This is a genomic window from Rhizobium sp. CB3171, assembly GCF_029714265.1.
In the GTDB taxonomy this organism is placed as follows: Bacteria; Pseudomonadota; Alphaproteobacteria; order Rhizobiales; family Rhizobiaceae; genus Rhizobium.
The window spans coordinates 256686-278784 of record NZ_CP121652.1 but is presented as its reverse complement, the minus strand read 5'-3'; the positions used below and the strand labels follow the sequence as shown (position 1 = coordinate 278784).

The window sequence follows — 22099 nt, the reverse complement described above, 5'->3', positions numbered from 1 at the left end:
GCCCCCGATCATACTTTCTTGGACGTCAGCGTATCTTGATTGGTGACGGTCGTATCGCTGTCACCATTGGTCTCGGCCGCGGCAAGCGTCTTTCGCTGAAAATCGGTAATTGCACTCAGCGCCATCTTCTTGTCGTTCTCATCGGTCGCCGCATTGACGGCGCCGGTGTTGCGCATCTTGGAAACCTGTTCCTTATACATTTGCTCGGCAATGCCGACGCCGCCATTCTTGGCGAGCGTATTGCCGAGCTGTTCGGCCATCATGCCCTTCCAGATTTCACCGGCGGAGCCCTTGCCGTACAGCGTTTCGCTGTTCGGCAGCATGTTCTTCACGAAGTTCTGCAGCACCATCGCTTCGAACTTATGATAAGTCTGCGGCACCTTTGTCGGCGCCGTATGCGTGTTGGCGTTGCTGAGCCCGGCCTTCGTTGCGGCGCTGTCCAGCGCACTCACGGTCGAGGCGAAACCATTGCCGTTTTCCGCCAGGCTGGTGGCCGCAAAGGCAGCCCTGTTGGCCGCGAGCTTTTCCTGGGCTGCCTGAACGTCGGCCGGATTGGCGGCCTTGACGACATCCAGGACCAAATCACTCGGAGGCGAGATAGCCACGTCACGTTTCCTTTCACTAGAGCATGATCCCGCGACGCGTGAAGCAGCCATCGAGCAAGGTCATGCCGAATCGAGCGGTTAGAGCGTCGTGCATTCATTTGAACGCATGAAGATCGGTCTAATCTTTTGAATCCGGAGCAAGGCGGCGATTCGGGGATATGCCGTCTTGTTCTGAGATCGCGAGGATTATGGTTTTTGAACCTTGCTGGAGGCTGGCGTTGCACCCGCGAAGCGCTGATCGATGATGTCGTAAACGGCATTATCGTCCGCCTCGCGCATTTCCAGTTCGCGGGCGTCCTTCATATGCTCTTCCAACCGCTCCGCCTTGGTGCGCTCTTGCAGCACTTTCGTCTCAATCAGCTTTTGGATGCCGTCAAGCTGCTGATCCTTAAGCGTCAGCCGGCCATAGCGCCCGGCATAGTGCACCGAAAATGCCATATGTATCGGATCGGCCGAGCTGATCGCGTCGATCAGTTTTTCCATCGACTGGCTGACCTCGTTGCGCTGGCGGGTGGTATCCGCAAGCTCGTTTTCCGCTATCCGCTCGAGATGGCGCTGTACGGCGACGAGGCGCTTCAATTTTTCGGACCGGCTTTTTTCCGCCATCGCTTCTGCCCTTAAGCCCGCTAATGCCCGTTGAAGACGCTGAGGAAGGCGCCGGAGAACTGACTGACGATCGCCGCGATACTGAGATAGAGCATGAACAACCCGCCCATCAGCAGATAGGGCGTGGAGATGAAATAGATCGGTATCTGCGGCGCCAGCTTATTGATGAAGCCGATCGACATCTGGAACATCAGACCATAGAGCAGGAAGGGGCTCGCCAGCCGCAGCATGATGAAAAAGGTGGCCTCCAGCGTATCGGCCACCGACACCAGCGAAGCGCGCGCATCGATATGGCCGCCGAAGGGAACGACCGAATAGGAATCGACCAGCGCCTGCAGGACGTGGTGGTGAAAATCCATAATGAACAGCATCATCAGTCCGCAGAAGCTGATCAGGCTGGTGAGCGACGTCTCGTTCGATTCTTCGATGATGTCCATACCGCCGGGCGCATTGAAGCCGATGAGCATCGATATGGCCGTGCCGGCGAATTGTAGCCCGAGCGTATAGAGCCGCGCCATCATGCCGTACATCAGGCCGATCACCGTTTCGGTGAAGATCAGGGCGATATAGGTGGCGCCGCCCTTGGACACTTCCGGATAGATCGTGTTCCAAAGCAGCGGCAGGATTGCCATCGACAAGGCCGCCGCAAGCAGGATCCGAACCTGTTGCGGCACGCGGCCCGACGAAAACCCCGGTAGCACCATGATGCAGCCGCCAATGCGGCAGAAGGCGAGAAACAACGCCAGAATGGTGCCCTGGGGGTCTGTTATCATGAAATGGAACCTAGAATCTTGATCTCGATCCCCTTGGCCAATTCCACATGCGACAAGACCGGCAGAGTCGCGAACAGGCGTTCGATGATCATGCGCACATAGGAGCGCGTTTCCGGCGATGTGACAAGCACGAAGGGCAAGCCGCGGTCCATGTATTCACGGATAACTTTGCCTGCCTGCTCGCTGAATTCTTCCAGATTGCGCGGATCGATGTCGAACTCGACGATCTCGCCCTTCTGGTCGCGCTTCAGCGCCTGATGGAAGATAAGATCCCACTTGCTGCCGAGGCGGAGAACACGCAGCACGCCATTGTCGGCAAGGTCGCCGCAGAGCTGCTGCGCCATGCGCACGCGCACATGCTCGACGATCTGCTCCGTCTTGCGCACATGCGGCGCAAGTTCCGCAACGGCTTCAAGAATGAGGTGCAGGTTGCGGATCGAGACACGTTCGGCAAGCAGCAGCTTGAGCACCGCCTGCAGGCCGGAATAGGACATATGCGACGAGCAGATCTCGTCGGCGAGCTTCTTGTATTCCGGATCGAGGCGCTCGATCAGGATCTTTACATCCTTGTAGGAAAGAAGCGCCGGCAGGTTGTTGCGAATGACTTCGCTCATATGCGTCAGCACGACGGAGACATTGTCGATCGGCTGGAAGCCTTCGCGCTTCAAATCCTCGGTGAAGGCTTCGAGGACCGAGACAGCAGGCATGCCGAAGGCTGGTTCGCGAATCTCGTCGCCCGGAACGGTCGGCTTGCGGCCGGAACCGGTGACGACGAGCACTTCGCCGACACGCAGCATGTTGGAGGCGACCGTCGTGCCGTGAATGCGGATCTGATAAGACTTGTCGGCAATGGCGATGTCGTCCGTCACCTTGATTTCCGGCACGACGAAACCGTATTGCGTCGCGAATTTCTTGCGCATCTTGCCGACACGGAAAGCCAATTCCTGATGCGCGCCGAGCAGGCGGGTGGAGACGATCTTGCCGAGCGCCAATTCGATTTCCGAGGTCGTCAGAACCGACTTGACCGAATCCTTCTCCATTTCCTTCGACTGCATCACCTTCTTTTCCTCCGCATCGCGGCGAAGCTTGTTTTCGGCTTCGGCCTGCCGCGGGATGAACCAGGCGCCGCCTGCCATCAGGCCGCCGAGAATGAGGAAGGGAACGAAGGGCATGCCCGGCATGACGGCCAGGATGCCCATCAGGATCGCGGCAACGGCGAGCGCGCGCGGATAGCCGCTCAACTGATTGATAACGGCCTGGTCGGTGGAGCCGGCGGTGCCGCCGCGCGAAACGAGAAGACCGGCCGCGAGCGAGACGATGAGCGCCGGCATCTGCGACACCAGACCGTCGCCGACCGAAAGCTTGACGAAGACGTCAGCCGCCTGGCCGATCTGCATGCCATGGCGGAAATAGCCGATAATGATGCCGCCGAAGATATTGATGCAGGTGATGAGCAGGCCGGCGACGGCATCGCCGCGCACGAATTTCGAGGCACCGTCCATGGCGCCGAAGAAGGAGCTTTCCTCTTCCAGCTCGCGGCGGCGGCGCTGCGCTTCTTTCTCGTCGATCAGGCCGGCCGACAGGTCGGCGTCGATCGCCATCTGCTTGCCGGGGATAGCATCGAGGGTGAAACGCGCGCCGACTTCGGCGATACGCGTCGCGCCCTTGGTGATGACGATGAAGTTGATGGTGATCAGGATCATGAAGACGATCAGACCGATGACGAAGTCGCCGGACATCACCAGGCTGGAGAAACCGGCGATCACGCCGCCGGCCGCATCATGTCCCTCATAGCCGTGCGAAAGAATGACGCGCGTCGTCGCAATGTTCAGCGATAGACGCGTCATGGTCGCGATCAGTAGGATGGTCGGGAAGGATGAGAATTCCAGCGGCTTCTTGATCCACAGCGCCACCATCAGAATCAGCACCGAGAGCGCGATCGAGAAGGCCAGGCCCATATCGATGAGGAATGGCGGGATCGGCAGGAAGAGCACGCACAGGATGACCATGATACCGAGGGCGAACCCGATATCACGCATGCTGGGATTGGCTTTGGGAAGTGCTATTGCGGGTGGTTGCGCCATCGACCGGTTCCGTCTCTTCATGAGAGGGGGCAAACGGCTGACCCGTTTGCCCTATTCGGTCAGATCATTAAAAGGCGAAGCTTGCGCGAGAATGGCCTCGGGCCGACGCCACCGTCCTAAAGCGCATCGCGATCCCTGGGATCAGCTCTTTGCGCTTTAGCTCTTAACTTGCACATGTCGTTATCGCAAAACCGCTGCGCAGTTTTGCGCGTCATGTTTTAGAATCCCGACTGAATTCGGGAAAAGACGAGGTTGGTGAAGATCGAGATCTGCGAGCCGACGAAGGGGGCCGTGATGCCGACCGTCACCATGACGGCGACGATCTTCGGCACGAAGGTCAATGTGGCCTCCTGCACCTGGGTCAGCGCCTGGATCAAGGCGATGACGAGGCCGACGATCATGGCCGCGAGAACTGCCGGGCCCGCGGAAACGAGCACCGTCCAGATCGCCGCCTGGAAGATATCCAATGCATCGGCTTCATTCATAATATCTTCATCCCTTAGTTCAGCCGGCTCCTCATGAGCTGCTGGTCGAGTCGGTACTGTCAGACGAATCGGTCGTAGTATCGCTCGTTGACGTCGTCGTATCAATCGTCGTGCCTGCCGGCGCGACTGTGACGCCCGCCTGCAGAAGCACTTTGTCGCCGTCTTCGGTTTCGGCAATGATACCGTCCGAATAGACGGTTACTTCCTTGATCGTGCCGGTGACCGTGCCGTCGGCACTCATGATCTCCTTGCCGATATAGTCCGACGCGTTCGAAATCCATTGATTCTGCAGCACTGTTTCCAAGTGCGAGTTCGTCTGGATCTGCTGTTCGACCTGGGAGAAGCTGGCGAGCTGCGAAATCTGCTCGCTGGCATCCATCGGGTCGGTCGGATCCTGTGTCTTCATCTGCGCGATGAGGAGCTGCAGGAAGTCATTGTAGTTCACCGTAGCGCTTGCCGAGGCTGTCGCCGCGTTACTCGAACTGCTGCTGGTCGAAGACGTGGTGCTGGTGACTGCATCTACCGCCACGGCGCGATCTCCCGGCGAATATGCTCGATCGTCGCGGCCGGCATTTCCTGGTTGTGAAGAATGTTGTCTTCGACCGGGTAAAGCCCGCGGATCGCCTTGAGCGCGTCGAAGGCACGGCCGGTGGCGACGAGACCGTCGATCCGCTTCAGCTCGGCCAGCACTTCCTCATTGCGGAAGCAGGAGAGCAGCATGACAATCGACTTGCGGAACATCGCCGTCGATTGTTCCTTGCCTTCCGGATTGATGAGGATCATCTGCGCAATGAAATAAAGCTGGCGCAGGGGTGTCGTCGCATCTTCCGGCTGGAGAACGTGGTTCTCGAGCAGGAAGGTCACATCATTCAGGAATTCCAGGGCGACCTTGCGGTCAACACGCAGCACGGCCCCGTTGATAAAAATTCTTTCCCCGGCTTTAAGCGATATGCGAAGCGTACTTTTCATTTAAGTCCATCCCTGATGATGGTGGTGACATCGATGATGCCTTGATAATTTTCCGACTGGCGCCTACGGATCCGGTCGCATTCCTTCAAAATCCAGATTGCGATGGAGATAAGATTGGCGCGCAGTTCGACGTTAAGCTGGTTCTCCGGACTTTTTAGATCCTCGATAAAGCTGATCCAGACACGTCTTGTGTAGAACAGTGCCTCGATCGCTTCGCGGCCGTACTTCCCCTTGTCACGGGCCGCAGAGAGAAGAGCTACCGACCGGTCCAGAACTTGACGTTCTCGCTCCTTGGCGTCGGCCACTGCATCCTGCATGACTTCCGCATATGAGAACTGATACATTCATGCATCCTTCTTGGTCATTACATGCCTTTGATCATCAAAGGTAATTTACAAGGCTCAGCTGCTGTATCTTGGAGACGATAGTATATGCCGTCTCAAGCTGAGTTTCGAGGCTGTTGACCTTGGTCGAAGCCTCATAAGGGTCGACTCCGGTAAGGTCGCCGATATTAGTGTTAATGATATCCTTCTGTGCGTTCAGCGATGTGTTCGCATCTGAGAGACGCGATTGCGACAGACCGAGCTGGCTCGACTGGTCGTTGATTCCATCGATCGCCTGACGCGTATAGCTGGTTGCCTGGTCGTTGACCGCGTTCAACGCGTCCTGGTTCAAGCCCAAACTCGAATCCATCAGCGAGTTGACGACGGTGGTTGCAAGCGCCAGGTAGCGCATGCCGGGTTCATTGGCGTTGGTCGAGGAATCGATCACTTCCGAGTTGCTGATGCGGCTCGACATGTTCTGATCCGAAGCGGCCGACCAGCTTGCCCAATTGTCCGGCGCAGAAGCAGAGTCCGACGTGAACATCGGCTCGACCTCAGTGGTGATGAAATCCGTCATCTGGTCGCCGGTGAGATCTTCGACGGTCGTGCCGTTGTCGCTGGCATATTGCGCCAGCGCCGTCTGGATAGAGGTCGTCGCATCGGCGGTGTAGTCGGTCATCGGCTGCACGTCGGTATTGGTACCGGCGAAGAGATACTCGCCGTTGACCATGGTATTGGCATCGGAAATGAAGCTCGAAAGCGTCGCACTCGCCGTCTGCTGCGTCAGCGATACGCTGCTTCCATCGGTGTTGCCGCGCAGCGCCACCAACTGATCCATCAGCTTCTGAGACTGGGACGACATGTCGCTCAGAGCCGTCTGTGACGACGACATGCGCTGATCGGCGATCGAGTTGCTGCTGAGCAGGGAATCGATGCGTGTGACTTCCCGCGTGAGATTGACGCTAAGTGCAGTATTGCTCCCCAGCGCGACGCCGATATCCGCATAGACGCCGGTCGTCGCTTCGGTCGAAGCATCCGTCATCTCATTTTGCGACTGACGGATCGTCTGACGCATAGCGTTCTGAATGGCTGCGCTTGAAATGAAGGAAAGTTTCATGGCTTAGCTCGCAATATCCAGTACCGATTGAAGCATCTCGTTCACGGCGTTCAATATCTTCGTTCCCGCCTTGTAGGATTGCTCGATGTCCATCATCAGCGTCAGCTCTTCGTCGAGATTGACCCCGGTCTCGTTCGAATAGACTTCGGATGAGCGCGACAGCGCCGCGGAGGTATTTTCCGCCGCCGTATTTGCCGAGCTGCGCTGGTCTTCCAGCCAGCCGATGGAATCGGACGCGTAATCCATGATGCTGGCCGTCGTGTCGGAGCCTGCCTCGGGATCGAAGTCCATCTTCGTGTCCATGCCGGTGACGTAGGAGTCGAGCAGATCGGAATAGCCGCTGTCGCCGCTGGAATTGACGACATAGTCGGAGCCGTTGATGCCGCCATCGCGCAGAAGGGTCGGATCGCCGCCTTCTGAGGTAATCAGCGCCGGATTGACCGCGATCGTACCGGCCATGCCGGCGACAGCGGTGGTATCGGTCTCCACGGTACCGCCGCTCCAGGTGAAAAGGCCTGGCAACGCATCCTGAGTGGAGTCAGACTGGTTCTTCTCCGAAAACATCGACACGAGGCCGCGTGCGATTTCGTCGAGCTGCTTCTGATAGGTCGGAGCAACGTCGTCACGAACTTGGAGCGCCGCCTGAAGGCTGCCCTGCGCCGTCGTGTCCGCGCCCTCGCCGGGATCGACCGCTACGCCGTCGATGTAAACACTGTTGCCGACGGTGCCATCGGTATAGGAATTCGTTGGCGTGAAGGTGACCTGACGCGGTATCGTCTCGAACAGCGTCGTGCCGCCGCTGGTATAGAGCGCCATGTCGCCGTTCGATCGTGTTACCGTGGTGACACCGACGATCTGGGAAATCTGTTTCAGGACCGCATCGCGCTGGTCCGTCGCATCCGACAGCGCAGAAGACGTGGGACCGGCGGTCGCAGTCGCGGTCTTGACCGCATCGTTCGCCTGCTCGAACTGCGCCAGCAGGCTGTTCAGCGAGTCGACATCCGAGCTGATTTCCTTGTCGGCATCGGTACGAATTCCGTTGACGGCCGTGGTGGCGTTGTTCAGGGAGTTTGCGAGATCCTGGGCAGCGTTGACGGCCGATTGCGCGGCGGTGGTGCTGGCCGGCGAACCGGCATAGGTCTGCATTGCCGTTTGCAGGGCGGCAAGATAGGTAGACGGCGCGATCTCGTTGTCGTTGCCGCCGATCGTTCCGGACTGGATATCCTCATAACCCTTCAGCAGGCGCTGCTGAGCAGCATCGTCAGACGTGCTGCCCAGGAAAGCCTTTTGCAAGGATGGCTCGTCGGCGCGGGCGATCTTTACGACCTGCGCGCCACTCATGTCCGTCGTCAACATCGCCTGGCGGCGGGTGTAATCCGCGTTGCCGGCATTGGCGATATTGTTCGATACGACACTGCTCTGCGTGCCGGTATTGTTGAATATCGCTTGCGCGTTATTGAGTGCTGTTGTGAGGGACATGGCTGGCTCGCTACCCTATCGTACTTATTAACGTTGCAGGTTGACCAGAACGTCCAGAAGGTCGGAACCGGCTTGGAACACCTTGGAGTTCGCGGTGTAGCTTTTCTGCGCCTCGATCATGGTCGTCAGTTCGGTCGCAAGGTCGACGTTGGATTCTTCCAGCGCGCCGGACTGAAGATAGCCAAAGCTGCCGGTCTGCGGGAAACCGGTCACAGTAACGCCCGAGTCACCATTGGCCGAATAGACGTTGCCGCTCTCGAGCGTCAGATTGTCGGGGCTTGCCACCGTGGCGAGCGGGATAACATAGAGGGCCTTGGTGGAGCTGTCCTTATAGACCGCATTGACCGTCCCGTCCTTGCCGATCGTGACGCTCGTCACCGGGTTCGGAGCCTGGCCGTTCATGCTGCCCACCGCGTTGAAGGAGGTGGCGACCTGGGTGAAGCCCGTCATATCCATCGAGATGGTTTGCGTCGTCGATCCGCTGGTGAAGCTGAGATCAAACGTTCCGCCTGACGTCAAAGCGCCGGTATCGTCAAAATCCAGCTCCGTGCTACCGACCGGATCACTGCTATAAAGAGCGGTGCCCGACGTCGGATCGGAGACCAAGTCTGCTTGATTGTAGACCGTTACATCCCAGGTGTTGTCGGCTGTCTTGGTATAGTAGACGTCGAAGGTGGTGGCGTTGCCCTGGCTATCATAACCGGTGACCGAGACCTTGTTCGTGTCGTCGGTTACCGGCGCCAGATTTTCGGACGGCAGATAGCCCGTGGAGCTGCTGGTCGCGATGGTGGCATTGGAATTGAGGTTGCCTGACATCTCGCCGGTCGTCGTGGCGACGGCGGTCACGCCGTTCTGGCTGATATTGACCGGTTCCAGGCCGCTGAAGCCATTGACGACCACAGAAGCCGTCCCGGAGGAGTCTGCGGGATAGCCCATCAGCGTGAAGCCGGCGGAATTAACGAGGTTGCCCGAGGAGTCCGCAGAAAAGTCGCCGGAGCGGCTCAGAAACGTCTGTCCGGACGAGCTCTGGACGACGAAGAAGCCGTTGCCCTGGATGGCGAGGTCGGTGCTGGAGGTCGTGTAGGATATGGTGCCCTGCTGCGAGATCGCGCGGTGCACCGACGTCTGGACGCCGCCGGAACTGTAGCTGCCGGCCGAGGAAGGCAGGACGAGGGAGGAAAAGCTCGTCGACGCTTCTTTGTAGCCGGTGGTGCTGGAGTTGGCGATGTTGTCAGAAACAGTACCCAAACGGTTTGCCTGGGCGTTCATCCCTGAAACCGCGGTTTTCATGCTGCCGAAAATGCTCATCTGGAATCCTCGTTTTCCTCGTAAGGCTGAGAGTATGGGGCGGGCCTTGCGTGAAGCTGTCTGAAAAGAGGAAAAGCCGGTCATCATGAAGCAGCTTTTCGGAGATTGCTGCGACGCGTCATTAGGAGCGCTCGACGGTCGCAGTAAAGGTAAGAGTTGGCGCACCTTCGCATTCGAACACCGCGATCGATGTTCGGGGCCCGCGTATAATCCTGGGAATTTGAAAGAAATTTTGGGAGGGAATTACACGCGGGCTAGCGTTGCTACGCCAAGTCCCGGTCGAAGCATCAATTCCAATCGATGCAGTAGCCAAGGAAGCGCTTGGAATCGACGGGATCGAAACCGAGCTTCTTGCGCAACTTCTTGCGCAGCTTGGAAATATGGCTTTCGACGACGTTCTCTTCGACTTCCTCGTCGAAGATGCCGTAGATCGCGTTGAAGATCTGCGTCTTGGTCACGCGGCGGCCACGGTTGGAAATCAAATATTCCAGAATGCGACGTTCGCGCCGCGGCAGGGCGAAGACATCGCCGTTAATCTCCGGGTCACGACCGTCGGCGAAGACGCGAATCGGGCCGATGTCGGTGTAGCTGGTGATCGCCTTCAGCCTCCGGCGGATCGCAGCCGCACGGGCCAGGATTTCGCGCGGATGCACCGGCTTACGGACAACATCATCGACGCCGCAGTCGAAGAGCGCCAGCGTCGATTCCAACGAGGGCTGATCGCTGACGGCGATGACGGGAGCTACCGACCGGTCGCGAATTGCCCGCGGCAATTCGTGCACATGCTGTCCCTGTCCGATCAGAAACGCCTCGACGGCGGCAATATCGCCGTCCGCAGCGGTCGTGACCCATTCGCCGAATTCCCGGGGATCGAACCCCGTTGACGGGATGCCCTCGCGCCCAAAGAGAGAAGTATAACCATCCTTAACGAGCTCTCGCTCATCAACCACTACGATCATTCGTCCGCCTCCGAATCAGTGTGGTGTTTCGATGGACTATGGGTACGAATCGGGCGAATCACGAACAACTGTCGGAAATGAGTGACGGGAATTAATAATTGATTAAGAATTGGGGGCCGATTTGCACTAGATGTAGTGGGTACCCTTGGTTTTACACCGATAAAAAATTGGTTAGTTAGTATATTACGAATATACGTAGTTCATGGCATCTTCGTGTTGTCAACCATGCCAAATAGGTTAGCGACCGCCTACGAAGAGCCAAATACAACTTTTGGTTAATTCAGTTCTGACAGAAGGTCGCCGCGTTCGGCGTCCATTTTCCATATCCGGTGGCGACCAGATTGGCGATGACGCGGCAAACATAGACCTTTTGGGCGGGGTCGTTGTTCGGGCCGGCATGGTATCTAGCTACCGCCATCGTCCAGGTCTCATGCCTGTCATGGAGGTCGCGGAGGAACTTGGCAGCGTATTCGACATTGCGATGGGGGTCGAACATATCGGCAACGGAGGCGAAGTTTTCGCCGTGAAAATACTGGTTGATCTGCATGCAGCCGATGTCGATCAGCTTCGCTCCGCTCTGTTTGGCCGCAACGAAGGTCTGCAAGGCGGCGCCTTCGGAAGGCGGGAAGATTGGCTTGCCTTCGACATTGAGGGCGTAGGGATACAGCGAGCCTTTGCGTCCGGTCTCCGTCAAACCGACCGAATAGAGGATGCCTTCCGGTATGCCGAATTTCGCCGCTGCCGACTGGATTTCGCGCTCGCACAGGCCGGCTGCGCCGTTATCGGGCGGCGCGCCGTTCGCGGTGGCAAGGGCGTCAGAGGTAAACGTCGCCAGAGCGTAAACGCTGAGCACTGCCAGCAGTGCCGTCTTCCAAGCCGCGTTCGCCCGTGCTGCGATTACCATCATTGCCATTTGCCTGCTGCCCCGAATAGCTCTGCCCCTTTGGTCGTGCGTCCCCACCCTGCCCCTGATTCAATAGGGATTGCTGGGACTGTCCCTGGGAGCCGGATTGCCTGCCGCTATCCGATTGTTGATCCGCGTTCGAGGCCAGGGTCACGGTGATATTGTCGACCTGATATCCTTGGGCGCGCAACGCATCGACCATGTGACTCTGATCGGCATGGAGCTGCCGATAGGCCTCGCTGGTCTGCACCTTGAGATCGACACTCAATTGATCGCCGGAAAGCCGCATGGTCGCGGTGACTTGGCCGAGATCGTTGGGATGCAGTTGGATCTTGAGCGTATTGACGACCTTGCCGGTGCTCGTCCAGCTCGCCGCGTTGGAGAGCGCCGAACTAGGCTGCATCGCACTCGACCATTCTCCATCTCCAGCGAGAGCGCCGGTGACGAGCGTCGCGTTGGAATTGGCCGCAAGACCGAGGTAGCGACGGGAATCGAGCACCGTAACGGTCTCCGCATTGCTGCTGCCCGATGATGCCTTGACGTCGACCTGCGCCGCATCGTCGCTGCCGGTTTTGCTGATCGACATGTCGAGCGAGCCGCCGCGTCCATCGGCACGCACCAGCCTGAACGTCTGCGCCGTGGTCGTGGCGTCGCTGCTTGTCCCAGAAACTGCCGATCCGGTATCCGTGGCATCCGCCGACGCATCCTTCAGCGTCACATCGGCAATTTTCGGCAAAGGCTGATCCGGCTCCGTCTGCGTCTTTGTGTCGGCGCCGGCAAACACATTCGTTGCGCTCTGCGGCGCAGCCGCAACCGCGTTGGCCGCCTGCGGCACGTTCAAAAGCGATAGCGCATCCGACGCTGCGCCGCTGGTCTGGGTGGTTTGCGTCGCCGAAGACTTACTGTCGTCATCCGCTGACGTCGTCTTACCCGTCTTCCCCGGCGCTTGCGTCTTGCCGTCGCCATTGCCAGCGCCTTGTACCGGCTGATTGCCCGCGATCGCGTCCGCCAGTTGCTGCGCGATGTCGTCGAGCTGATCCGAGGTCTGCGCCTGAGCCTGATCTAGAACCTGGGCCGCATCCGTCTTGCCGGCCGGATCAGTCGCCTGAGCCTGATCGGCAGATGCGCCATCTACCTGGGTCGACTTCTGAAGATCCATCAACGATTTTGAAAGATTTGCCGCGTCCGCTCCTTGCGGGAACTTGGCACCGCCGGGCTGCTTGGAGCCTTTGGCAAGCTCAGCGAGGGCGGCAATATTGGCGACGGACGGATCGATCATGCCGGCTCCGGCGTTGCTGCCATCATCCACGACCGGAGCGGTTGCCGTCGGATCGCCAGCCGACGTTTTCGCCGGATCCGCATTCGCATTTGCGTCGGTATCGATATCGGTCGCCGTATCGGTGCTGTCCGTATCGTCGTTCGCGGCCGTGTCAGATCTTCGCCCGTTGCCGCGCGAACTGGTCAATGCATCCAGAAACCCTTTGCCGTCACCATCATCCTGCTTGGCCGAACGCCCGCCTTTGGCAACAGCAACCAGATCGGCCCCGGGCGGGGCACTGGCAATACCGATATCCATCATGATCAATGACTTTCCTGCTTCAACAGGCCGTCGATGGCGTCAAGCTTCGAGCGGCTCGTCGTGACGAATGCTTTAAATGAAGAGTCGGCCTCCTGCCTTCCTTCATCCGGGGCGTGAGCCGCCTTTGCCGGGGCTCCCTCCTCAACACCCGCCGTGCCAGGGGACTGGGCCCCAGGTTGGTTCGTCACAGCAGCATCGTGTTCAGTACTTTCTTGATTAGGCAGATTAGGCGGTGAGACTTGCGTCAGGCTTGTCGGCTCCGGCTCACGCAGAATTTCGTCCGCCACCGCCTTGGCGGCATCGCGCAGAGCGCGATCCTGCGCGTTCAATTCGCCGGCTGGCATCTGGTCTATGTTGCGCACTGCCGCCCCTAAATCGGGTGTCGACACGCCGGCAACACCGCCATAGAAGCCCGCCAGCGCGCCGAACGCATCGCCGCCGTCGTTGGAGATCGCCTGGGCGCGACCGGACGCGAGCGCGGCGAGATCGGCCTTGCCGGCGATCGCGGCGCGGCGCGCCATTCGCAGATAGATTTCCCGCTGCCTCGGCGGATCCATGAACGCGAGGATATCGATAATATCCTGCTGCTTGACGTCGGTGTCATGATCGACGACGAGCTGCACGAAGAGGTTGGCGAACTGGCTGGCATAGGGCGAGTGCAGGAAGCGCCTCGTATACCGCTGCGCATAATCCAGACCCTCCCGCACCATCCCGGTGTCGGCGCACAGCGCAAGGGAGCGGCGCAGCGCCGATTCCTCGACGATAGTGCCTGGCGACGTCAGGCGCGCCCAGTCATAAAACTTCAGCGCCGCCTTCGGGTTTTTGGCGGACATGACGTTGGCGGCAACGAGCGAAAGATAGGGGCCAATCTTCTTGTCGCGATATTCCCTGGCAATATCGGCGAGCGTGTTGACCACCAGCAGCCCTTTGCCGTTCAGATATTTCCTCAAGACGTCGGCGACGCGATTGTCGAAATTGCCGTTGAGGTCGCGCGACATCAGATATTCCAGCGTCGCGGGATTGCCGCCGCTCATCGCGTAGATCAGCGCGGCATCGACATTGCGGCTGTCGTCGAAAGCGGACTTATCGGCGGTACGCAGGCGCTCGTCGATGGTCGAGAGCATGAAACGCTGCATCTCGCCGGCCGAACTATCGCCTGCCACCACGGAGTCCTGAATGAATTCAAGCGAACGCAGCATCTTGTAGGGCGGCAGGCTGTCCGGACCCTCCGCACCAGCGATCCCCGGCATGACCATGCCGAGGGTCAGAGCAAGCGCGACGCGATGACGATGCTGAATGCGCGCCATGGACTATCCCTGTTTGCCTTGGCTCGGCTTGCCCTGGCCCTGTTTACCCTGATTTTGCTTGCCTTGGCTCGGCTTGACCGGGTCCTGATTGCTGCCATCGGTCTGGTTCTTGGCGGCTTGGCTTGAAGCGCCCTGGATCAGGATCTCGATGCGGCGGTTGGCGTCGTTGAAGGGATCGTCAGGCAGCTTCAGCCGGCGGTCGGCAAAGCCCGAAACCTGCGCGATCCGCTTCTCGTCCAGCCCGCCGTTGACGAGCATGTAGTAGGCGCTCTGGGCGCGGTCGAGCGACAGGCGCCAATTGTCGTTGTGGCCATCGACCATATAGGGACGCCCGTCGGTATGGCCGCGGATCAGGATAGACCCTTTCCGATCCCCAAGGATCTTGCCGATCTTTGCCATCGCCAGCACCATTTCCTGACGTGGAACGGCCGAGCCGATGTTGAACATCGGGTCGTTGGTCTGGTCGGAAATCGTCACAAGGAGACCACCCTCTGCCGGCATGACCTGAAGACCCTCGGCGAGCTGACCGGCAACGCCGCCGATCTGCTTCTGGATCGCCTCCTGCAGGTCCTTGGCGTCCTGCTGCTGATCTTTCGTCGGCGCGACGTCCTTGTTCTGCGCCGCCGCAGTATTGTCTTCGGATGTCGAAGCTTCGCTTTGCTCGGCGGCAGCGGCGCTTGCGGTCTGCTGGTTCGGCGTCTGCTTTGCAGCCTGCTTGTTCTGCTGGTCCTTGGTCTGCTGATCCGTCGACGCCTGCGGATCGCTCAGGGTCGGCTGGTCCTCCGGATTCTGCGGCTGGGTGGCCGGCTGACCGGTATCGGCGGCGGTCGCCTTGGAAAGGGCAATGACTTCGCCCTTCGGCGATTTGTCGGATTTTGCGTCCTGTTCTTCGTTCGCCTTCTTCGAGGCGCTGGAGACTTGAACCTGCTTGGTCCAGAAATCCGGATCGAAGGGATCGCGATAGGCCTGGCCGCCATCCGCACCGGTGGCGGGACCCGACTGGGCAGCGCCCCCCTCACCCTTGGCGCTGACATTGGCCTGCTGACCGACCTGCTGAGCGATCTCGGCAAGGACCGAATAGGGATTTTCAAAGAAATCCGCTTCGGAATAATTCGTCTGGTCACCCGACGTCGAGGTCTGGTCCTCGCCGGTCTTGGCGGACTTGCCGTCGTTCGGATTGTCTTCCTTGTTCTTCGACTTCGCCTGGTTCTTTTGCCCGTCCGCCTTGTCGACGGGTTTCTTCAGCCCCTTCTCGGTTGGCTTTTCGTCGGCGAGCTTGATCGGATTAAAATAGGAGGCGACGGAGGCCTTCGTCTCCTCGTTTGCGGCGTTCACCAGCCACATCACCAGAAAGAAGGCCATCATCGCCGTCATGAAGTCGGCATAGGCGATCTTCCATGCACCGCCGTGGCCGCCCTCATGGTCACCGCCGCCGTGCCGCTTGACGATGATGATCTCGTGTTTGCCCTGATTTTGATCGCCGTCGCTCATTTCAGAATCTCTTTCAGGCTAGCGGCCCAGGCAGACATGCGGGTTACGAGCACGCTCTCGCCGATCGTTACGGTGAGATCGACATCGCGAGCCTCGACGTGGCGCAACAAGACGCCGTTTTGGCCGATACTGGCATGCAGGGCCTCGAAGAGATGACGGGGGCCACTGACCGTAATGGGACCTGCCGCGCCATCGAGAATGGCTGCCGTCACCCGTTCGGCGAGATCGGCGACGGCCCTGGCCGTCAGCGCTTCCGTCATGATCGGCGCAAGTGCGACGGCAGCTTCCGCGCTGATCGCCTGTCCGAGCATCGTGGCGACTTTTTTCAATCCGTTGACGATCTTCTCCGCCGCGCGCTCCTCATATCGGGCGCGCAAGGCATCCATTTCGCCTCTATGCGTTTCGGCGATAGTCTCCAGCTCGGCCTGATGCTTTTGCGTCAATTCCTGCGTTGCGGCTTCGTGCCCCTCTGCATAGGCTTCGCGGCGTTCCGCCTCGATATCAATCGGCACCACCACGGGACTTTCTGGAAAGTCCAAAGTCTCTTCGAACGGCATATCCGGTATGGCGGCGGACGGAGGCGGCGGCGGCTCGGCGCTGAAATCCTTGAGATAGCGGGATAGCGTCGGGCTCATGCTGACATCCTCCCGTTTTCATCCGCAGAAGACCGCGAGCTGATTTCCCGACAGGCCCCTTGAATTCCCATGCTCAAAACGTCGATCATCACGCTTCCGGTTTCCGTCCTGCGACCACGCTTTCCGGGCGTGACGCCGAACGTCACCGGAAATAGCGCAGCCATGCCATTGCGATGGACCGTAGGGGGTCAAACTTGTGCGAGGATGAATGCGGCAGGAGCGACCCTCCTGCCCACACGACATGAAATTCACTTTGCCTGCAGCAGGATCAACACCTTGCTCGCCATGGTGTTGGCGATGGACAGCGCCTGAATGCCCATCTGCTGCGCCGTCTGCAGCGCGCTTTGGCGCGCCGATGCCTCTTCCATGTTGGTATCGACAAGGTTACCGACGCTGGTCTTGACGGCATCGCTGAGGTTGGAAATGTAATCAGTCTGATCGTCGATACGCGATTTCATCACGCCCAGCGTCGAATCGGCTGAAGTAACCGACTTCAGGATCGAGTTCGTCACATTGATCATGTCAGTGATTTCATCGTCCGTCGTGCTGTCGGAAATGGAAATTTCGGTGCCGTCGTCAGGCGGCGTACCGGAATCCGCAGCCAGGAGATAATAGTTACGCTCCGTCGACGTTCCACTGCTGTCGAACGTGCTGGCATCGATATTCTTCGTCAGCAGTCCGCGGCTGGCATCGGCCGTGTCGATCATCAGGGTCTGCGAACTATCGTAATCGATCGTCACCAGATTGACTTGACCGCTCGTGCCACGCGTAAAATTGCTGATGACGGATTGCTCGGTATCGGGCTGCGCATCGGTGTTGTAGAGCCAGTTCTCACCGGAAAAGGACGCGGATTGCGTGACCGACTGCAGTTGGTTCTTGAGCTGCTCAATATCCGCATTGACCGCGCTCTTGTCGGTGCCTGGCTCCTTGGCCGAAACCAGTTTGGCCTGGATCTGGGTCACGAGATCGACGACCGAATCCATGGCGGTGGAGGCGGTATCGACCTTCGAGGCCCCGAGGCCGAGCGCGTCGGTAATGGTGGAAAGACTGCTCTGGTCCGACTGCATCGTCTTCGACATCGACCAATAGGTCGGATCGTCACCCGCGTTCTCGACGCGCAGGCCGGATGAAACCTGTTGTTGCACGACACCAAGATCTTTGTTGACGCCGCGCAATACCGTCAGCGCGGCCAAAGAGGCGGGGTTCGTCGTTACACTGCTCATCGGGAGATCCGTAATTCTATTGGAAACGGCAGGCCGGACGGGTCCGGCAGCAACGAACGGCCTCATGCCCGCCAGCGGGAATGATCCCAACGCGGCTCGTCGCTAGATCAAGCCCTCAAATCGGTTCCGACGAAATTGATCGAACACCGGGGCTCTGCGCAGATACTGCAAATCAGTTACCCCGGAACGTTAACAAAAGCTTATGCGCGGCGGCAAGAAAGAAATGCCGCCGCGCTTTCCTAACGTAAGCTCCGGTCAAGGCTCACTTGAAGAGCGCCAGAACGTTCTGCGCGCTGTTGTTGGCGATCTGCAGCGACTGGATCGCCAATTGTTGCTGGGTCTGAAGCGCCGAGAGCTTGCTCGATTCCTCTTCCATATTCGCATCGACCAGCTTGCCGACGCCGGAGTCGATCGTGTCGCTCAGCGTTGAAACGAAGCTTGTCTGCAGGTCGATGCGGGTCGACAGCGAGCCGAGCTGCGAAGCGGTGCTCGTCATCGCGTTGAGAGCCAACTGCACCAGGTTCATCGCCTGGCCGATGCCGCCGCTCGTCATGCCGGTAATGTCGAGACTGAAGACGGAATAGGCGGTGCCGTTGATATTCTGCGTGGTGCCAAGGATACCGGAGCTCGTGTCGATCGTACCATCGGCATTGGCGCCGAACATCACGTTGCCCTGCGATCCCGTATCGAAGCTATAGCTGGTGCTGTTGACCTCGACCGTGCCATCATTGTTGCGGACAAAGGAGGACACGACCGATGCGGAAGCGCCGTTGGCTCCAATCATCCAGTTCTGTCCGGAGAACGAAGCGGACTGCGCAATGCTCTCAAGCTGCTGCTGAAGCTGTGAAACTTCTTCCTGAACATCCGCCTTGTCGACGCTGTTTTCGGTGGCCGCGACAAGCTTGTCCTTGATCTGCTCGACGACATTGATGGAATTGTCCATTGCCGTATAGGCGGTGTCGACCTTGGCGGCACCGAGGCCCAGAGCGTCGGAGACGGCCGAAAGCGCGCTGTTGTCGGAACGCATGGTGGTCGCGATCGACCAATAGGCGGCGTTGTCGGAGGCCTTGGCGACACGATAGCCGGAAGAGACCCGGTTTTGGGTGTCTTCCAAATTATTGTTGATCGAGCGCAGAGTCTGGAGAGCAGACATTGCTGCATCGTTGGTCAAAATGCTGGTCATGGAGAGGTGCCCCTTGTGGCTGAAATTGGAAGGGACATTCCGGTCTTCGGCCGGGAACGGCAATCAGCGTCATGCCTGTTAACTGGCTCTTAAGAGACGTTAACCAACCGTTGCGTTAGCCGCAGATGACACTACTAGGCTTAATAAAAGGTTAACAACAAAACCGGAAAGTTAACAAAATCATATTTCCTGCAGGAGGCCATCGGCGCGTCAGGTCAGCTTCGCGCCACCTTGGGCGGCATAAGATTGTCATGATCGGGCGACTGTCCGGCCGGAATCGGCGTGGTTACAACGTCGGTATATCAGCCCATGCGGGGTCGACATGTTAAGTTTACAAGATGGCGGATCACCGTGGGATGGACCGCGGCAACGGACAAGCCTCGACCCCGACGACTGGCAAAGCCTGCGCAAACAGGGTCACCAGATGCTGGACGATATGTTCGACCATTTGGAAAGGCTCTCCGAAAAACCCGTCTGGCAACCGGCACCGTCGCCTGCGCGCGCCCTGTTTGACGCGCCTCTGCCGGTCGAACCGACGGACCTGGCGGATGTCCATGCCACATTCCGCGACAATGTTCTTCCCTATGGCAGCGGCAATATCCACTCAGGATTTATGGGCTGGGTGCAGGGCGGCGGAACGGTCGCCGGCATGTTGGCGGAGATGCTGGCCGGCGGTCTGAACGCCAATCTTGGCGGACGCGACCATATGCCGATCGAGGTCGAACGTCAGATCATCCGATGGACGCGGCAAATATTCTCATTTCCGGATACCGCTGGCGGCCTGTTCCTGACCGGCGCCTCGCAGGCCAATTTTGTCGCCCTCCTGCTCGCGCGCAGTAGAAAGCTCGGTGCAAATGCCCGCGCTGAGGGTCTATCGAACGAGCCGCGGCTCGTGGGCTACGCATCGAGCGAAGTGCATGGTTGCGTGCCGCGCGCATTCGAGATGTCGGGTGTCGGCAGCGATCAGCTCCGGCGAATCCCGGTCAACGCGGCCGGGCAGATCGATATTGCGGCCCTCGAACGTGCCATCATGCGCGACAAGGAGGCCGGGCACACGCCGTTCCTCATCATCGGAAGCGCAGGGACGGTAAATACCGGAGCGATCGACGACCTCATCGCTTTGCGCGGTATCGCCGACGCCCACGACCTGCATTTTCACGTCGACGGTGCGTTGGGGGCGCTGGGTATCCTTTGCGATGATCTGGCGCATTTGTTCGCCGGCATCGAAACCTGCGATTCGCTGGCCTTCGATTTCCACAAATGGGGCCAGGTGCCATACGACGCAGGCTTCCTCCTCGTGCGCGACAGCACATGGCAGCGCCAGACGTTTGCTTCGGAAGCCGCCTATCTCAGCCGTGCCGCCTCGGGTCTGGCCGGCGGTGACTGGTGGCCTTGCGACTACGGCCCGGACCTGTCACGCGGCTTCCGCGCGCTCAAAACCTGGTTCACCCTCAAGACCTATGGCGTCAAGGCTTTGGGGGATTCGATGGCTGCCAACTGTGTCCTGGCACGCGATCTCGCACGCCGGATCGAACAGGAACCCGCCTTGCGGCTCTTGGCGCCGGTTGCGCTCAATATCGTTTGCTTTGCCTATGTCGGCCCCGACGGTGACGCGCCGCCGCAAGTCAATGCCCGGATCATCGAACATCTCCACGCCGAGGGGCGCGTCGCCCCGTCCCTCACCCACATTAACGGACAACCGGCAATCCGCGCCGCGATCGTGAACCATCGCACGCGGCAGATGGATATCGACGCGCTGATTGACGGCGTTCTGAAACTCGGTTCTCGACAGGATTTGCTCCAATGCTGATGACATCCGGCCTCGTGGCCGCTCGCGCCTCTGACGAAATCGGAGGCGCCAGGCGAATCCTGGGCATGCAGAGGATCGTGTCGCTCATCTATGCCGGCGCCGACGTGACGCCGCTTTGGAACGAGCTGATGCAGCGGATCGGAGCCAATGGCAAAGACGCGGCGGCGATGTTCGACCTGGGGACGATCCTGCAGACGCTTGGCCGCTCCGAAGAGGCTCATCAGGTCCTGCGGGGCGCGGTGGAGCTCAGCCGCAACTTTTGCGTCGTCCACGGGGATGGACAAGGGCCCCGGCTGTTGGCCTTCGTGACGCCGGGCAACTTCATGGCGAACACGCCGCTGGATTTTCTGCTGGCGGATAGCAATTGTGTTCTTTGGCTGCATTACGTGGACGCGGAAACGACCGCGCTCACGGATTTGCCGGACCACGACGTTGCGTTCATGGCGATCGGCGAATCGACCGAAAACGCCCCCGTGCTTGAACGGATGCGGACGCTGCTGGCCGATTTTGACGGCCCGATCATGAACGACGATCCGGAACTGATCAGCCGGCTGACGCGCGATGGCGTCAGCGGCATGCTGGCCAATGAGCCCTCCATTCTGTCGCCGAGCACGTACCGCGTTCCACGCGAGGACCTTGTCGCAGTCGGTGCGGGCACAAAAGCCCTGGACGAATGCGCGCCGGGCCTCTCATTTCCGCTCGTCGTTCGTCCGATCAGTACCCATGCCGGCAATGGAATGGAACGTATCGCCGATATTTCGGGACTGTCCGCATGGCTGGCCACGCAGTCGGCTCCCGAGCTCTACGTCGCGCCTTTCATCGATTTCCGCGGGCCGGACGGGCTCTACAACAAGCAGCGCATCGTATTTATCGAAGGCAAGGCCTTCGCCAGCCATATGGCGCTTTCCGAGCATTGGATCGTGCATTATCTCAGCGCCGGCATGGCGGAAAGCCCGGCGAAGCGGGCTGTCGAACAGGCTTGGATGGAGAATTTCGATACGGATTTCGCGGTCCGCCACAAGGAGAGTTTCGAAGCTCTCTATCGTCACATAGGGCTTGATTATTTCGGTATCGATTGCGCCGAACTTCCCGACGGACGTCTGCTGGTTTTCGAGCTCGACGTGGCGATGGTCGTCCACAACATGGATAGCGCCACCATCTATCCCTACAAGCAGGTTGCCATGCGCAAGTTGTTTGATGGCTTCATCGATGCTGTGCGCCACCGGAAGACCGGTGGAATCTGAAAGATCGCGACGCGC

The 22099-nt window shown here is 59.2% G+C and carries 21 protein-coding genes; 2 read left to right on the top strand and 19 right to left on the bottom strand.

The annotated features are described in order from the left end of the window. Positions 1 to 8: 8 nt before the first annotated feature. The 19 genes from QA648_RS01355 to QA648_RS01265 all read right to left on the bottom strand — a co-directional run bounded on the left by QA648_RS01355 (position 9) and on the right by QA648_RS01265 (position 19030). The gene (locus QA648_RS01355; RefSeq protein ID WP_104822026.1) at positions 9 to 605 is read right to left on the bottom strand and encodes a rod-binding protein; all 597 of its coding nucleotides are present in this window, start codon (positions 603 to 605) and stop codon (positions 9 to 11) included. Between the two features lie 186 nt (positions 606 to 791). Beyond that, positions 792 to 1211, bottom strand: a complete 420-nt coding sequence (locus QA648_RS01350) for a hypothetical protein (RefSeq protein ID WP_283049144.1) — start codon at positions 1209 to 1211, stop codon at positions 792 to 794. A gap of 20 nt (positions 1212 to 1231) precedes the next feature. Further along, positions 1232 to 1984, bottom strand: a complete 753-nt coding sequence (gene fliR / locus QA648_RS01345) for a flagellar biosynthetic protein FliR (protein WP_283049142.1) — start codon at positions 1982 to 1984, stop codon at positions 1232 to 1234. Then, positions 1981 to 4068 (bottom strand): flagellar biosynthesis protein FlhA, encoded by a 2088-nt coding sequence (flhA, locus tag QA648_RS01340; protein WP_104822023.1) that lies wholly within the window; start codon positions 4066 to 4068, stop codon positions 1981 to 1983. The genes fliR and flhA overlap by 4 nt, the downstream gene beginning before the upstream one ends. Positions 4069 to 4286: 218 nt before the next feature. Further along, complete coding sequence (gene fliQ, locus QA648_RS01335) at positions 4287 to 4553, bottom strand: flagellar biosynthesis protein FliQ (protein ID WP_104822022.1); 267 nt, start codon at positions 4551 to 4553, stop codon at positions 4287 to 4289. Positions 4554 to 4584: 31 nt separating this feature from the next. Then, the gene (flgD, locus tag QA648_RS01330; protein WP_104822021.1) at positions 4585 to 5082 is read right to left on the bottom strand and encodes a flagellar hook assembly protein FlgD; all 498 of its coding nucleotides are present in this window, start codon (positions 5080 to 5082) and stop codon (positions 4585 to 4587) included. Beyond that, positions 5073 to 5522, bottom strand: a complete 450-nt coding sequence (flbT, locus tag QA648_RS01325; RefSeq protein ID WP_104822020.1) for a flagellar biosynthesis repressor FlbT — start codon at positions 5520 to 5522, stop codon at positions 5073 to 5075. Before flbT ends, flgD begins: the two co-directional genes overlap by 10 nt. Continuing rightward, the gene (gene flaF, locus QA648_RS01320; protein ID WP_104822019.1) at positions 5519 to 5866 is read right to left on the bottom strand and encodes a flagellar biosynthesis regulator FlaF; all 348 of its coding nucleotides are present in this window, start codon (positions 5864 to 5866) and stop codon (positions 5519 to 5521) included. Before flaF ends, flbT begins: the two co-directional genes overlap by 4 nt. A 37-nt stretch (positions 5867 to 5903) precedes the next feature. Then, positions 5904 to 6962 carry a flagellar hook-associated family protein gene (locus tag QA648_RS01315; protein WP_104822018.1) on the bottom strand — a complete coding sequence of 353 codons (1059 nt, stop codon included), beginning with the start codon at positions 6960 to 6962 and terminating at the stop codon, positions 5904 to 5906. A gap of 3 nt (positions 6963 to 6965) precedes the next feature. Further along, positions 6966 to 8441 (bottom strand): flagellar hook-associated protein FlgK, encoded by a 1476-nt coding sequence (gene flgK / locus QA648_RS01310; protein ID WP_283049139.1) that lies wholly within the window; start codon positions 8439 to 8441, stop codon positions 6966 to 6968. Positions 8442 to 8468: 27 nt separating this feature from the next. Continuing rightward, positions 8469 to 9749, bottom strand: a complete 1281-nt coding sequence (locus QA648_RS01305) for a flagellar hook protein FlgE (protein WP_283049137.1) — start codon at positions 9747 to 9749, stop codon at positions 8469 to 8471. Positions 9750 to 10036: 287 nt separating this feature from the next. Continuing rightward, positions 10037 to 10708 (bottom strand): winged helix-turn-helix domain-containing protein, encoded by a 672-nt coding sequence (locus QA648_RS01300; RefSeq protein ID WP_104822015.1) that lies wholly within the window; start codon positions 10706 to 10708, stop codon positions 10037 to 10039. Positions 10709 to 10988: 280 nt separating this feature from the next. After that, positions 10989 to 11615: a transglycosylase SLT domain-containing protein gene (locus tag QA648_RS01295; protein ID WP_245463924.1), complete on the bottom strand. Its 627-nt coding sequence runs from the start codon at positions 11613 to 11615 to the stop codon at positions 10989 to 10991. Further along, positions 11524 to 13191 (bottom strand): flagellar hook-length control protein FliK, encoded by a 1668-nt coding sequence (locus QA648_RS01290; protein WP_283049134.1) that lies wholly within the window; start codon positions 13189 to 13191, stop codon positions 11524 to 11526. The genes QA648_RS01295 and QA648_RS01290 overlap by 92 nt, the downstream gene beginning before the upstream one ends. Positions 13192 to 13193: 2 nt before the next feature. After that, the gene (motC, locus tag QA648_RS01285; protein WP_104822013.1) at positions 13194 to 14498 is read right to left on the bottom strand and encodes a chemotaxis protein MotC; all 1305 of its coding nucleotides are present in this window, start codon (positions 14496 to 14498) and stop codon (positions 13194 to 13196) included. A gap of 3 nt (positions 14499 to 14501) precedes the next feature. Next, complete coding sequence (locus tag QA648_RS01280) at positions 14502 to 15989, bottom strand: MotB family protein (protein ID WP_283049132.1); 1488 nt, start codon at positions 15987 to 15989, stop codon at positions 14502 to 14504. Beyond that, positions 15986 to 16624, bottom strand: coding sequence for a hypothetical protein (locus QA648_RS01275; RefSeq protein WP_283049130.1), 639 nt, complete (start codon positions 16622 to 16624; stop codon positions 15986 to 15988). Before QA648_RS01275 ends, QA648_RS01280 begins: the two co-directional genes overlap by 4 nt. 248 nt (positions 16625 to 16872) lie before the next feature. Then, entirely contained in the window at positions 16873 to 17847 is a 975-nt protein-coding gene (locus tag QA648_RS01270) for a flagellin (RefSeq protein WP_104822010.1), read from the bottom strand. A gap of 262 nt (positions 17848 to 18109) precedes the next feature. After that, positions 18110 to 19030 (bottom strand): flagellin, encoded by a 921-nt coding sequence (locus QA648_RS01265; protein WP_283049127.1) that lies wholly within the window; start codon positions 19028 to 19030, stop codon positions 18110 to 18112. 322 nt (positions 19031 to 19352) lie between these two features. Between QA648_RS01265 and QA648_RS01260 the strand changes: the two genes are divergently transcribed. Both QA648_RS01260 and QA648_RS01255 read left to right on the top strand, forming a co-directional pair. Next, on the top strand, positions 19353 to 20840 hold the full coding sequence (locus QA648_RS01260; protein ID WP_283049125.1) for a pyridoxal-dependent decarboxylase: 1488 nt from the start codon (positions 19353 to 19355) through the stop codon (positions 20838 to 20840). After that, positions 20834 to 22084, top strand: a complete 1251-nt coding sequence (locus QA648_RS01255; protein WP_283049123.1) for a tetratricopeptide repeat-containing protein — start codon at positions 20834 to 20836, stop codon at positions 22082 to 22084. The genes QA648_RS01260 and QA648_RS01255 overlap by 7 nt, the downstream gene beginning before the upstream one ends. The last annotated feature ends 15 nt before the right edge of the window (positions 22085 to 22099 follow it).